We start from the raw sequence: 13,794 nt of genomic DNA, 5'->3' as shown, positions 1-13,794 counted from the left end.
GGTGTACCCATGGATTATCAACTTCTGCTGCTGACTAGTGCTGTATCCTTTATCCTTGCGGTCATTGCCGCTCCGCTATTCATTCCGCTGCTGCGCAGAATGAAATTCGGGCAGCAGGTACGGGACGACGGACCGCAATCCCACTTGAAAAAAGCGGGAACGCCGACTATGGGCGGTATTATTATCATGGTGGCGTTTACGCTGTCCTTTTTGAAATTTTCTGTAGTAAATTCGGATTTTTATGTTCTTTTGGTGGCTACGCTCGGCTACGGGCTGATCGGGTTCCTGGATGACTATATTAAAATTGCCTTTAAGCGTTCGCTGGGGCTTACAGCACGCCAAAAGCTGGCCGGCCAGCTTCTGGTAGGCATCGTACTGAGCGTGCTGCTGATCAATGCCGGTCATAATACCGGAATCAGCATTCCCGGCACCGATATCAGCTTTGACTGGGGCGCCTGGTTCTACTATCCGTTCATTATCATCATGATGATGGCAGTCACCAATGCGGTAAACTTTACGGACGGTGTTGACGGACTCTTGTCCGGGGTCAGTGCTATTGCACTTGCCGCTTTTGCCGTTATTGCCATGCAGGCAACCTCGATTGCCGCAGGTGTCTGCGCCGCAGCGATGATTGGTGCCGTACTCGGCTTTCTCGTATTCAATGCCCACCCGGCTAAAGTGTTCATGGGCGACTTCGGTTCCTTCGGGATTGGCGGCGCTATCGGAGCCATTGCCATTGTTACCAAAAGTGAGCTGCTTTTCGTCGTTATCGGCGGCGTGTTTGTAATCGAGATGTTGTCGGTTGTGCTGCAGGTAGCGTCTTTTAAAACCCGCGGCAAGCGTATCTTCCGCATGAGCCCGATTCATCACCACTTTGAACTGGGCGGCTGGTCGGAATGGCGGGTTGTCACTACCTTTTGGGCGGTAGGTCTGGTACTGGCTGCTGTAGGACTAATCTTGAGCAAGGGGTTGTAAGGAATGAAGCATCCAGATGAATACAAAGGCAAACAAGTGGTCGTCCTGGGGCTCGCGAAAAGCGGCGTCCAGGTGGCCAAAGTGCTGCATGAGCGCGGTGCGGTTGTAACGGTCAATGACAAAAAGGAAAGAGATCAAAGTCCCGAAGCTTCCGAACTGGAAACTTTGGGAATTTCTGTTATATGCGGAGGGCATCCGGAAGGGCTGATTCATGAAGGTGTTAGCCTGGTGGTGAAGAATCCGGGAATCCCGTATTCGGTGCCTCCGGTGCAACAGGCACTGGAGCTCGGCATTGAAATTGTCACCGAGGTGGAGGTAGCCTACCGTATCTGCGCAGCGCCGATGATCGGGATTACCGGCTCCAACGGGAAGACAACCACGACTACCTGGGTAGGCAAAATGTTGGACGCCGCCGGAATGAATCCGATTGTTGCCGGCAATATCGGTACCCCGCTTTGCCAGGCCGCGCAAGAGGCCGGTGAGGATAACTGGATGGTTGTGGAGCTAAGCAGCTTCCAGCTGAAAGGAACTGAGACGTTCCGTCCGAAAGTAGGCGCCCTGCTGAACTTAGCCGAGACTCATCTGGACTATCACGGCGGCATGGAGGATTACGTAGCCTCCAAAGCGAAGCTGTTTGCCAACCAGGGTCCGGAAGATACGGCGGTGCTGAACTGGGATGACCCGGTTTGCCGCGAGCTGGTTCCTTACATCAAAGCGAGTATCCTGCCTTTCTCCATGAGTGAGAAGCTGGTCCAGGGGATCTTTGTCCGGCCTTCTTATGTACCGGATACCGAAGATGACCTGGAGCGGGTCATCATCTACCGCGATTACAGCGAGCATGAGACGGAAATTGCCAAGGTCAGCTCGATCGGCCTGCCTGGCCGCTTCAATGTAGAGAATGCGCTGGCAGCCTGCGGCATTGCCATTGCCGCAGGCGCTGATCCTGCGGTGCTGGCCGGGGTTCTGGCTTCATTCCGCGGCGTTGAGCACCGCCTGGAGTATGTCGCAGAGAAAGTGGGGACCGCCTACTATAACAACTCCAAAGCTACCAATTCCAAAGCGACCACAATGGCGCTGGGCTCCTTCAAGCAGCCGCTTGTGCTGATCGCCGGGGGCCTTGACCGCGGCTCCGATTATATGGAGCTGCTGCCTGTCCTCGGCGGACTGAAGGGGATTGTCGTCCTGGGTGAAACCAGGGACAAGCTGGCCAAAGTTGCCGCTATGGCAGGAGTAAAGCATATCATCTCCGTCGATAATGGGGAGAGCGCCGCCGACGTGCTGCAGCAGGCTGTGCGGGAGGCTTCCCTTCTTACGGAACCTGGAGAAGTTGTTCTCCTGTCTCCTGCCTGTGCCAGCTGGGATATGTTTACATCCTATGAGGAGCGCGGGCGTATTTTTAAAGAGGCGGTGCATAACCTTTAAGTAGGGGGGTGGATAAGCCCCTACTACGGATGCAAGAGGTGTGCTCCTGATGAACAAATCGCGTCATGCGCCTGACATCTGGCTGCTGGTTCCGATCCTTGTCCTGCTGGTCATCGGCATGGTAATGGTCTACAGCGCCGGGTCCGTGCTGGGCTTCCGCAATTATGGCGATTCGTTTTATTTTGTCAAAAGACAGCTGCTGTTTGCCGGACTTGGCCTCGTCGCGATGTTCGTAACCGCCAATACGGACTACCTGGTGCTGAAAAAATTTGCCCGGCCGGCCCTGATCCTCTGTTTTATCCTGCTCGTCCTGGTATTAATTCCGGGCATTGGAGTGGTCCGCGGCGGTGCACGGAGCTGGCTGGGGATCAGCAGCTTCGGTATTCAGCCTTCTGAGTTTATGAAGATGGGGATGATTCTGTTCCTGGCCAACTGGCTGGGCAAGGATGATTATGACATCTCCACCTTCACGCGCGGCCTGTTGCCGCCGCTCGCCCTGATCGGCTCGGCGTTCGCGCTGATTATGCTTCAGCCGGACCTTGGCACCGGCACCGTTATGTTCGGTGCGGCTCTGATGATGGTCTTTACAGCGGGCGCCCGGATGAAGCATCTGCTCTCGCTGGGGGCGGTTGGCGTGCTGGGCTTTGCCGGACTGATTGCCGCTGCGCCTTACCGGCTGAAGCGGATTACAGCCTTCCTGGATCCGTGGTCTGATCCGCTTGGCGCGGGATATCAGATCATCCAGTCGCTGTATGCGATCGGTCCCGGCGGCCTCGGCGGTCTCGGGCTCGGAATGAGCCGGCAGAAATACAGCTACGTACCGGAGCCGCAGACTGATTTTATTTTTTCCATTCTTGCTGAGGAGCTGGGCTTCATCGGGGGCATTGCCGTTCTGATCCTGTTCCTGATCCTGATCTGGCGGGGAATGAAGGTAGCTATGAGCCTGCCGGACCGGTTCGGCAGTTATCTGGCTGTAGGTATTGTCAGCATGGTGGCTGTGCAGGTCATTATTAATATTGGCGTGGTTATCGGTCTGATGCCTGTTACTGGCATTACCCTCCCGCTGATCAGCTATGGGGGTTCTTCACTGACCCTGATGCTCACAGCACTCGGCATCTTACTGAATCTATCCCGTTATGCGAGGTGAAAGAAATGCGTATCGTATTAAGCGGCGGAGGCACGGGCGGGCATATTTATCCCGCCGTTGCCGTCGCCAGACAGATTGAAGCGGAAGAGAGCGGATCGGCCTTTCTTTATATCGGCGGCAAACGCGGTCTGGAGAGCAGGCTGGTTCCCCAGGAGAATCTTCCATTTAAAGCTATTGATATTACCGGCTTCCGCCGGAAGATTTCCATGGACAACGTAAAGACAATCATGCGGTTTCTGAAAGGGGTCAAGGCCTCCAAGGAAATGCTGCGCGAGTTCAAACCGGATGTCGTTATCGGCACCGGAGGGTACGTGTGCGGACCTGTTGTTTATGCAGCTTCCCGTCTGGGAATTCCGACGCTGATCCATGAACAGAATGCGATTCCCGGACTGACGAACAAGTTTCTCAGCCGGTATGCCGATACGGTGGCCGTAAGCTTTGAAGGCACAGAACCTGCTTTTCCGGGCAGCAAAAACGTGATCTATACCGGGAATCCCCGTGCTACAACCGTAACTGCTGCCAGCCCGCAGCGCGGTTATGCCTCGTTGGGAATTCCGGAAGGAAGTACAGTGGTGCTTGTGGTGGGAGGCAGCGGCGGGGCCAGGGCGATCAATCAGGCAATGATTGAAATGGTACCATTTGTGGGTAAGGGTAATGGGGTTCATTACGTGTATGTAACAGGTGAGTCTTACTTTGAAGAAACCCGCAAGGCTCTGCGTCAGAAGCTCGGGGGAGAGCCAAGCTGGCTGCATGTGCTCCCTTATGTCCACAATATGCCTGAGGTGCTGGCATGCACCTCGCTGATTGTGAACCGGGCGGGCGCTTCCTTTCTGGCCGAGATTACGGCTTTGGGCATTCCTTCCGTCCTCATTCCGTCCCCTAATGTAACGAACAATCATCAGGAAGCGAATGCAAGACAGCTGGAACGCGAAGGGGCGGCTGTCGTGCTGCTGGAGAAGGATTTGAACGGTAAGGCCCTGTATGAAGCGGTACAGCGGATTATCGGGGCAGAATCACTGCGGAGCAGCATGGCGGAATCTTCCAGACGTCTGGGCAAAAGAGATTCCGCTGCGCTGGTCGTCAGCGAGCTGCGGCGGCTTGCCGCCAAACAGAAAAAGTAAAATGTGAGCTGCTGCCGGCGGCTATAAAGAAAAGGCTGCTGTACCATAGGCGCTTGTTATCCTCCTGCTGTCACACACCCGGGGTTATGAACATAGGATAATCCTATAATCGTGACAATCACCCATGGTCTTCCTGCAAGGCGAGATGCTGAAACGGATATTTTGCTTCCGGGCATTTCACTGATTGTTAAAGGGAAGGCCGGTGGTGGGTGAGCGGTAATCTCGGAGGTGATACATTGGACAAATTGGTGATTGAGGGTGGAAGTCCCCTGTCAGGCACCATACGTATCCATGGAGCAAAAAATGCGGCACTGCCGATCCTGGCGGCAAGCCTGCTGGCCGAAGGAGTTCACTCACTGCATAATGTGCCGAAGCTGCTGGACATCGAGACGATGCTGAATATTTTGGGACGGCTGGGCTGCAGGGCTGTGCATGAGGAAGAGACAGTAACAATGGATACGTCAACCTTAAGCACTTCCCATGTACCGGAGGATTTGATGCGGCAGATGCGTTCTTCCATTTTTCTGATGGGACCCTTATTGGCCAGATTCGGTGAGGTGACGATTTATCAGCCGGGCGGCTGTGCAATCGGGGAACGCAAGATTGACCTTCACCTGCAGGGACTGAAGCTGCTGGGGGCCGAGATTGAGGAGAGCAACGGGAGGATTTCCTGCCGGGCCGGCCGGCTGAAGGGGAGCGACATTCATCTTGATTATCCCAGTGTCGGGGCCACAGAGAATATTATGATGGCGGCGGCAATGGCTGAGGGAACGACTACAATATCGGGTGCGGCCAGAGAGCCGGAAATCCAGGATCTGCAGAATTTCCTGAATGCGATGGGTGCCCAGATTATCGGCGCAGGCACTGATACCATTACAATCCGCGGCGTCGAAAAGCTCTATTCTTGTACGTATGAGGTGATTCCTGACCGGATTGTCGCCGGAACGGTTATGATTGCCGCTGCAGCGACGCGCGGAAGTGTTACACTGACGCATACCAATGCCGGTCATTTATCCTCGCTCATCCACGTGCTGAGGCGTGCAGGTGTTCAAATCACAGTCTGCAATGATATAATTAATGTCAGCTGCATGGGGCGTCCACGTGCGGTAGAACGGATTGTGACTTCACCATACCCCTCTTTTCCAACAGATTTACAGTCTCAGGTGATGGTGCTGCTGTCGCTGGCCGACGGTTTCAGTGTTATCAAAGAGACGGTATTTGAGGGACGCTTCAAGCATGTGGAGGAGATGGCCCGCATGGGGGCGGATATTTCCACCGACCTGAACCGGGCATTTATCCGCGGTGTGCAGCGGCTGTACGGGGCTACGGTGGAGGCAACTGACCTGCGGGCGGGGGCTGCTCTGGTGATCGCCGGTCTCGCTGCCCAGGGAACTACTGTCGTTGAGCAGGCCCACCACATTGACCGCGGATATGACGGCATTGAGCTGCTGTTTCAGAAGCTGGGTGCACGCATCAGCCGCAAAGTACCTGTACCGGGTCCCTTTGATTTGGCCAATTAAAGCTCCCTGTCTCCTTCGGCTTTTGCCCGGGAAGGAGACAGGGCCTTATTACGGAGATATGAGAATGCCTAAAACCCGACTTCCTCGTCTAAAAGAGGACAAGCCTGTTAAAAAAATGAGCCGTAAAATTACGGCTGTCCTGCTGCTGCTGTTTTTGGCGCTGCTGGCCGTTATCTTTTTCCGCTCATCCGTCAGCCGCATCACGGAAATCAATTTTCAGGGTAACAAATATGCATCCAGGGAAGAACTGCTGGAGAGAAGCGGCCTCGTAATCGGCGGACAGTTCTTCGCAGCCTCGGCTGGTTCTGTGGAAGAATCGCTGAAGGGGCTAAAAACCGTCCAGGAGGCCACAGTGGTTAAGAAATTCCCCGGAATTGTTAATGTTACTATTGAAGAGTATCCGGCTGTAGCCTACGAACTGGATCAACAGGGGACCTTAGAGGCCATACTGTCCAGCGGAGCTGCAGTTAAGGTAAATGAGACCGGGATTGCGGTGGAGAAGCCTATTTTGACCGGCTGGAAGGAAGAAGACCCATATAAGACCAAGCTGAGCCAGGCATTAGCGGAGATTCCCAATGAATTGACCAGCGATATCTCCGAGATCGTGCCTTCGCCGACTTTATCCTTTCCGGACCGGATTAAGCTGTACACCCGTTCGCATTTCGAGGTGATTACCGCAATCTCTCTGCTTAAAGATAAGGTAGAATACCTGAATCAGGTAATAGAGACCGAGGAGCCCGGACTAATCAAAATGCTGGAGGCTGATACGTATGTGCCCTTCGTAGCTGATGATGAGGACGCAGGTGACACACAAGAGTAAATAGTCCCTACTAATAATGCGGAAAAAATGCTACAATCGGATTTACGGGCAATAAGGTGTATCCCTCTTTTTTCTGCGGATTTTTTGAAATATATCCGGATATGATTGCTTTTTTCTTATTATCCCATTTGTTTCTTGCAGAGCAGCTGCATATCCCGGACTGTTAAAAGATACTCCCTATTCAAACCCGGTACTCCATATTATCCCATTCAAAAAAATTGTAGAAAAAAGAGGGAAAGGAATAGTGATGTTGAATATGTACAGAGAAGCTTCCCGGCTATGGGAATCGTGTGTTTTTTCAGCATCCTTTTTTATCATGATTATAACAGGAGGTGCCATAGGGCTTGAGCAACAATGACATCATTGTTAGTTTGGACATCGGTACATCCAAAGTGCGGGCAATTATTGGGGAAGTTACTAATGGAACCTTTAATATTATTGGCGTTGGATCTGCTGATTCGGAAGGGATACGCAAGGGTGCGATTGTAGATATTGATCAGACTGTGCAATCGATCAGAAGCGCTGTGGAGCATGCGGAGCAGATGGTCGGTATTCAAATATCCGAGGTCTATGTCGGGATTTCCGGCAATCATATCGGTCTGCAGTCCAGTCATGGCGTCGTAGCCGTCCAGAATGAAGATCGGGAGATTGGCGAAGAGGACATTGATCGCGTCATCAAAGCGGCCGAGGTTATTGCAATGCCGCCAGAGCGAGAAGTCATCGATGTTGTCGCCAAGCAGTATATCGTCGACGGTCTGGAAGGAATTCAGGACCCCCGCGGTATGATCGGAGTCCGCCTTGAGGTTGAGGCGACGATTATAACCGGGGCAAAGACGCCAATACATAATCTGCTTCGTTGTGTAGAGAAATCAGGGCTGAAGGTGAAGGATCTTGTGCTGATGTCTCTTGGAGCCGGCGGATTGGCGCTGTCCAAAGATGAAAAATCGATGGGTGCAGTACTGGTTGATATCGGTGCAGGCTCCACGACAGTAGCCGTATATGAAGAGGGTTCTCTTTGTGCCACTTCCACGATCCCAATCGGCGGAGAATTTGTAACCAATGATATTGCCTATGGACTCCGAACACTTACGGATCAGGCGGAGAAGGTAAAGCTGAAATACGGCTGCGCCTGGATCGATGATGCTGCTTCAGACGTTGTGTTCAAAGTGCTCCGTATCGGCAGCAATGTGGAAAAGGAATTTAACCAGGAGGATCTGGCAGCCATTATCGAGCCGAGAGTCCAGGAAATCTTCCATCTGATCCGCCAGGAAGTTAAGCGGCTGGGTTACAATGAGCTCCCCGGAGGTTATATACTTACGGGTGGTACTGTATCTATGCCGGGCGTCCTGAAGGCGGCCCAGACTGAATTAGCGGCTTCTGTGCGCATTGCTGTTCCTGACTATATCGGAGTCCGCGACCCGGGTTTTACCGGCGGTGTGGGCATTCTGCATAATGTCGTCCGCCGTTTCCGCGTACGCAGCAATACGGGCGGAAGCGCGAATAAGAAGACGGTCAACCGAAGCAAGCAAAGCGCTGCTCCAAGCCAGGAGATGGATAAGAAGCCGGGTCTGATGGAGCGTATAAAAAATATGTTCAGCGAGTTCATATAAGAGTAAGTCCAGATATACTTGGACCGGCCATCCAAGCACTACTCAAGGGGGAGATGGAATCAATATGTTGGAATTTGATTTTGAAATGGAGAGCTTGGCGCAAATAAAGGTCATCGGCGTAGGCGGCGGCGGAAGCAATGCTGTCAACCGGATGATTGAAAATGGCGTTCAGGGTGTTGAGTTCATCACGGTTAATACAGATGCCCAAGCGCTGCATATGGCCAAATCGGAGCATAAACTGCAAATCGGGGACAAGCTTACCCGGGGTCTTGGCGCAGGTGCCAATCCTGAAGTAGGCAAGAAAGCGGCCGAGGAGTCCCGCGATCTGATTTCAAATACGCTTAAGGGTGCAGATATGGTCTTCGTCACCGCAGGAATGGGCGGCGGTACAGGTACCGGCGCAGCACCTGTGATTGCCGAAATCGCCAGAGAATGCGGAGCCCTGACAGTGGGGGTTGTAACCCGTCCGTTTACGTTTGAAGGCAGAAAGCGTGCTAATCAGGCAGAACTCGGAATCGAAGCACTTAAGGAAAAGGTCGATACGCTGATTGTTATTCCAAATGACCGGCTCCTGGAAATTGTAGACAAGAAAACGCCGATGCTGGAGGCATTCCGTGAAGCGGATAACGTGCTCCGTCAGGCTGTACAAGGTATTTCTGACCTTATTCAGGTTCCCGGCCTGATTAACCTTGACTTTGCTGATGTGAAGACAATCATGACAGAACGTGGTTCTGCACTAATGGGGATCGGTATCGCCACCGGTGAGAACCGTGCTTCTGAAGCAGCCCGCAAAGCGATTATGAGCCCGCTGCTTGAGACTTCAATCGAAGGTGCGCGCGGTGTAATTATGAATATTACAGGCGGGTCCAACCTCTCATTGTATGAGGTGAATGAAGCGGCTGAGATTGTTACCGCTGCTTCCGATCCTGAAGTTAATATGATTTTTGGTGCCATCATTGAGGAAAGCATGAAGGACGAAATCAAGGTCACGGTTATCGCTACCGGCTTCGAACATAAGCCATCACCGGTTAATCAGACCCGCCGTCCGGCTGTCAGCAGTGAACCTGCTGCACCAGACAAAAGCAGCAGCAGTAACCTGCGCCCGTTCGGTAATCAGACGGCTTCTGACCAGCTTGACATACCGACATTCCTGCGCAACCGTACACGCGGTAATAACGACTAGATCATCTAATTACTTTACGGAAGCACCGTATCCCCTGGCCGGAAGGCCGGGAAGGATGCGGTGTTTTTTTGTCTTTTAGCTGATATAATACGGATAACGGGAGCGGATGAACAAATGGAGCTGCTTGACCCCCGGGTGGACTTTGTATTCAAAAGGATTTTTGCCAGTGAAAGCAATAAGGATGTTCTGCAGGCTTTTTTGAACCGTGTCCTGCAGGATGCGGGCACACCGCCGCTTGAAGAAGTTGTGCTGCTGAATCCTTACACGGATAAAGAGGATCCGCAGGACAAGCAGTCCATCTTTGATATCTGGGCTAGGACGGTTGACGGCAGGCTGATTAATATTGAAATGCAGCTGTTCAACCAGTACGATATGGAAAAGCGGACACTATACTACTGGAGTAAACGTTATTCCAGCCAGCTGCAGACCGGCGGCCGGTATATAGAGCTCAAGAAATGTATAACCATTAATATATTAAATTATAATGTGCTGCCTAATGAATACACCCATAGTGTATTTCATCTGCGGGAGGACAGCAGCGGTGCGCCGCTTATTGATGATATAGAAATTCATTTTCTGGAATTGCCGAAGCTGAAGAAGGCTGCTGTTCCCGGCGAGAAAGGGCTGGTCAACTGGCTGCTGTTTTTAAAGGGGAACGACACTGATAATTGGGAGGTACTGAAGATGAATGAACCGGCACTGCAAAAAGCAATGGAAACGCTGGAATACCTGAGTCAGAATCCCGAAGCCCGGCGCAGATATGAAGACCGTCAGAAGTTCCTGCACGATGAGGCCTCGCAAAGGGATGGTGCGCAAAGGGAAGGCTTTGCCAAGGGGCTGGAAGAAGGCAAAGAAGCAGGCATTAAAAAGGGACTGGAAGAAGGAATGAAAGAAGGAATGAAAGAAGGAATGAAAGAAGGAATGAAAGAAGGGCTGCAAGCAGGTATGAGGGAAGCCAAGCTGGAGATTGCAAAAAATCTGCTCCAGATGGGAATGGATTTACAGGCCATTAAGGCCGCCACGGGACTGACGGAGGAAGAAATAAAGTCATTAATTTGAATATCAGCGTATATGAACCAGCCTTCCGGGCTGTTTTTTTTCTGCGTTGATTTTCCCACCCCCGCCTATAACTCGACAAAAAAACCGCCTGAGCGCCCCCCATGTTTAGACAGACTTTGAAAGCGGGAGTTTCTATACTAATCTTATCGTCCAAAAAGAGAGCCTGCTTCCATCCTGGAAGACAGCAGCTCTTAGGCAGGTGAGAATACTGGTAGTTTATATTGATCTGATTTTCGCCGCCAATCTGCTGATCGACGGAGTGCTCATATGGCTGACCGCCTGGCTGGTAAAGATTAAGGTCTCCTGGTGGAGGCTGGGGCTCTCTGCTCTGGTCGGCGCATTGTATGTCGTGATGATGTTTGTGCCGGAGCTTTCCTTTCTCTACACCTTTCTGATCAAGTTCGGATTGTCGGTGATGATGCTGCTGATTGCCTTTAGATACAAGAGCCTGCAGGGATATTTACGCGCGCTGGGATCTTTCTATGTCATTAACTTCGCGGCGGCCGGCGGTATTCTCGGCATTCACTATCTGCTGCAGAGCTCAGGGGACATCTGGAACGGCATTCTGTTTACCAGTACCGGAGGCCAAGCCCACCGGCTGAAAATCGGATTCTGGTTCGTGCTCGCAGTGCTTCCTGTCGTCCTGCTGCTGTTTAAGCTAATCCATTCTTCGCGGATACGCAGAGAACAGCTGGAATCCTACATCGGTGAGGTAACAGTGGAAATTGAGGGCGTAAGCGTTGTCTGTCCCGGACTGCTGGATACAGGCAACCGGCTGAATGATCCTCTGACCCGCATTCCGGTTATGGTGATGGAAGCATCGCTATGGGAGGGTCATTTGCCGGCCGCCTGGAAAGGGAAGCTGACACAAATGGGCGCGGACCAGCTTTTACTGGAAACGGACGGGCAGTCTTTTGCATGGCAGGACCGGATGCGGCTTGTACCTTACAGGGGCATTAACCGCGGGGCAGCCTTTATGCTCGCTATGAAGCCGGATCTGGTGAAGATAAAGCTTGGTGAGGAAATCTTCTGCAGCAAAAGAGTGCTCATCGGGCTGGATGGCGGGACACTGTCGGGAGACGGCGCGTACCGGGCGGTCATACATCCTGACCTGACCCAAAGAGAGCACGCGGCTGAAGCTGCAGTGCCTTGTTGATTTTACCCCACGAGGATGGCTGAGGTCGTCCGGGGTAACTGTGCACTTCTTGGAGGAGGAACAATAATGGTTAAATGGAAGCTTGCGCTGCAGCTGCAGTACTATCGGATGCTGTTTCTGCTGGGGCTGAAAAGCCAGGAAATTTATTATATCGGGGGAAGCGAGGCGCTGCCTCCGCCTTTGACAAGGGAAGAAGAGGAGTACCTCCTGCAGCGGCTGTCTACAGGTGACGCGGCGGTGAGGGCCATGCTGATTGAACGCAATCTGCGGCTGGTAGTGTACATTGCCCGCAAATTCGAAAATACAGGCATCAACATTGAGGATCTGGTCTCCATTGGCGCCATAGGGCTGATCAAGGCTGTGAACACCTTTGATCCGGACAAGAAAATCAAGCTTGCCACCTATGCCTCACGCTGTATTGAGAATGAGATCCTGATGTATCTGCGCCGTAACAGCAAGACACGCAGTGAGGTGTCTTTTGATGAGCCGCTGAATATCGACTGGGATGGTAATGAGCTGCTGCTGTCGGATGTGCTGGGGACGGAAAATGACACGATTTACCGCAATATTGAGGAGCAGGTGGACCGCAAGCTGCTGCAGAAGGCGCTGGAAAAGCTGAGCGAGCGGGAACGGCTGATTATGGAGCTGCGGTTTGGGCTGCGCGGTGGTGAGGAGAAGACCCAAAAGGATGTTGCCGACCTGCTGGGAATCTCGCAATCTTATATCTCGCGGCTGGAAAAGAGAATTATCAAGCGGCTACGCAAGGAATTCAACAAGATGGTGTGAGCAAAAAACCAAGGAATAAAATGCCGGGCCGGGGAGATAATGTACAGTAATGTTTCTCCTTGGGAGGTAAATCATCATGACCCGAAATAAAGTCGAGATTTGCGGTGTGGATACTTCCAAGCTGCCCGTTCTGACGAACGTGGAAATGCGGGAGCTGTTCACTTCGCTACAGCAGCAGGGCGAGCGATCCGCCAGAGAGAAATTAGTAAATGGTAACCTTAGACTCGTTCTTAGCGTTATTCAGAGGTTCAACAACCGGGGAGAGTTCGTGGACGATCTGTTCCAGGTAGGCTGCATCGGTCTGATGAAAGCCATCGATAATTTTGATTTATCGCAAAATGTGAAGTTCTCCACCTATGCGGTACCGATGATTATCGGTGAAATCCGCAGGTATCTCAGGGACAACAATCCGATCAGGGTCTCGCGTTCGCTGCGGGATATTGCCTACAAAGCGCTTCAGGTCCGTGACAGCCTGACCAACCAGAATTCGCGGGAGCCGACGATCTTTGAAATCTCCCAGGCGCTGGGCGTACCGAAAGAGGATGTTGTATTCGCACTGGATGCTATCCAGGACCCGGTTTCTTTGTTCGAGCCGATCTATCATGACGGCGGAGATCCGATTTATGTTATGGATCAGATCAGTGACGACAAGAACAAGGATGTCTCATGGATCGAGGAAATTGCCCTGCGTGAAGCTATGCGGAAGCTGGGCCAGCGGGAGAAACGGATCTTGTCCATGCGCTTCTTCGAAGGCAAAACCCAGATGGAAGTGGCGGATGAAATCGGTATTTCACAGGCCCAGGTATCACGGCTTGAGAAGTCGGCCATCCAGCAGATGCAGAAGCATGTAAAGTCTTAAAGCTGACGATAAAAAAACAGGGGTATCCGCATAAGGCGTGTTCAAGCCGGTGGATACCCTTTTGTAATGCGGCACAGCATCTTCCGCAATTCATTCTGCATGTTGCCAAGCCTGAAGGACATATACTCAGCTATAG

General features: G+C 52.3%; 12 protein-coding genes. All 12 read left to right on the top strand.

Annotated features, from left to right (window positions below):
- Positions 1 to 9: 9 nt before the first annotated feature.
- A complete protein-coding gene (mraY, locus tag NST84_RS22715) occupies positions 10 to 975 on the top strand; it encodes a phospho-N-acetylmuramoyl-pentapeptide-transferase (RefSeq protein WP_342562397.1) in 966 nt (321 codons plus the stop codon).
- Between the two features lie 3 nt (positions 976 to 978).
- Positions 979 to 2,397: a UDP-N-acetylmuramoyl-L-alanine--D-glutamate ligase gene (murD, locus tag NST84_RS22710; RefSeq protein WP_342562396.1), complete on the top strand. Its 1,419-nt coding sequence runs from the start codon at positions 979 to 981 to the stop codon at positions 2,395 to 2,397.
- A gap of 49 nt (positions 2,398 to 2,446) precedes the next feature.
- Positions 2,447 to 3,544 (top strand): stage V sporulation protein E, encoded by a 1,098-nt coding sequence (gene spoVE, locus NST84_RS22705; RefSeq protein ID WP_342562395.1) that lies wholly within the window; start codon positions 2,447 to 2,449, stop codon positions 3,542 to 3,544.
- A gap of 5 nt (positions 3,545 to 3,549) precedes the next feature.
- The gene (gene murG, locus NST84_RS22700; protein WP_342562394.1) at positions 3,550 to 4,665 is read left to right on the top strand and encodes an undecaprenyldiphospho-muramoylpentapeptide beta-N-acetylglucosaminyltransferase; all 1,116 of its coding nucleotides are present in this window, start codon (positions 3,550 to 3,552) and stop codon (positions 4,663 to 4,665) included.
- Between the two features lie 236 nt (positions 4,666 to 4,901).
- Entirely contained in the window at positions 4,902 to 6,185 is a 1,284-nt protein-coding gene (gene murA, locus NST84_RS22695) for a UDP-N-acetylglucosamine 1-carboxyvinyltransferase (RefSeq protein WP_342562393.1), read from the top strand.
- 64 nt (positions 6,186 to 6,249) lie between these two features.
- Complete coding sequence (locus NST84_RS22690; RefSeq protein ID WP_342562392.1) at positions 6,250 to 7,005, top strand: FtsQ-type POTRA domain-containing protein; 756 nt, start codon at positions 6,250 to 6,252, stop codon at positions 7,003 to 7,005.
- 344 nt (positions 7,006 to 7,349) lie between these two features.
- Entirely contained in the window at positions 7,350 to 8,615 is a 1,266-nt protein-coding gene (gene ftsA / locus NST84_RS22685; protein ID WP_342562391.1) for a cell division protein FtsA, read from the top strand.
- Positions 8,616 to 8,679: 64 nt separating this feature from the next.
- The gene (ftsZ, locus tag NST84_RS22680; protein ID WP_342562390.1) at positions 8,680 to 9,798 is read left to right on the top strand and encodes a cell division protein FtsZ; all 1,119 of its coding nucleotides are present in this window, start codon (positions 8,680 to 8,682) and stop codon (positions 9,796 to 9,798) included.
- 114 nt (positions 9,799 to 9,912) lie between these two features.
- Positions 9,913 to 10,857, top strand: coding sequence for an Rpn family recombination-promoting nuclease/putative transposase (locus NST84_RS22675; protein ID WP_342562389.1), 945 nt, complete (start codon positions 9,913 to 9,915; stop codon positions 10,855 to 10,857).
- Positions 10,858 to 11,056: 199 nt separating this feature from the next.
- Positions 11,057 to 12,013 carry a sigma-E processing peptidase SpoIIGA gene (gene spoIIGA, locus NST84_RS22670; RefSeq protein WP_342562388.1) on the top strand — a complete coding sequence of 319 codons (957 nt, stop codon included), beginning with the start codon at positions 11,057 to 11,059 and terminating at the stop codon, positions 12,011 to 12,013.
- 63 nt (positions 12,014 to 12,076) lie between these two features.
- Positions 12,077 to 12,799, top strand: coding sequence for an RNA polymerase sporulation sigma factor SigE (sigE, locus tag NST84_RS22665; protein ID WP_068726422.1), 723 nt, complete (start codon positions 12,077 to 12,079; stop codon positions 12,797 to 12,799).
- Positions 12,800 to 12,875: 76 nt separating this feature from the next.
- Complete coding sequence (sigG, locus tag NST84_RS22660) at positions 12,876 to 13,658, top strand: RNA polymerase sporulation sigma factor SigG (protein ID WP_039875939.1); 783 nt, start codon at positions 12,876 to 12,878, stop codon at positions 13,656 to 13,658.
- Positions 13,659 to 13,794 lie beyond the last annotated feature (136 nt).

This window comes from Paenibacillus sp. FSL R7-0345, assembly GCF_038595055.1.
In the GTDB taxonomy this organism is placed as follows: Bacteria; Bacillota; Bacilli; order Paenibacillales; family Paenibacillaceae; genus Paenibacillus_AQ.
Note: the sequence above shows the minus strand (reverse complement) of the source record. Positions and strands in the feature narration are given on the sequence as shown.

Coding starts and splice junctions, on each gene's coding strand:
- spoVE (WP_342562395.1), top strand. CDS start 2,447: ATGAACAAATCGCGTCATGCGCCTGACATCTGGCTGCTGGTTCCGATC.
- NST84_RS22675 (WP_342562389.1), top strand. CDS start 9,913: ATGGAGCTGCTTGACCCCCGGGTGGACTTTGTATTCAAAAGGATTTTT.
- NST84_RS22690 (WP_342562392.1), top strand. CDS start 6,250: ATGCCTAAAACCCGACTTCCTCGTCTAAAAGAGGACAAGCCTGTTAAA.
- ftsZ (WP_342562390.1), top strand. CDS start 8,680: ATGTTGGAATTTGATTTTGAAATGGAGAGCTTGGCGCAAATAAAGGTC.
- murG (WP_342562394.1), top strand. CDS start 3,550: ATGCGTATCGTATTAAGCGGCGGAGGCACGGGCGGGCATATTTATCCC.
- sigG (WP_039875939.1), top strand. CDS start 12,876: ATGACCCGAAATAAAGTCGAGATTTGCGGTGTGGATACTTCCAAGCTG.
- murD (WP_342562396.1), top strand. CDS start 979: ATGAAGCATCCAGATGAATACAAAGGCAAACAAGTGGTCGTCCTGGGG.
- mraY (WP_342562397.1), top strand. CDS start 10: ATGGATTATCAACTTCTGCTGCTGACTAGTGCTGTATCCTTTATCCTT.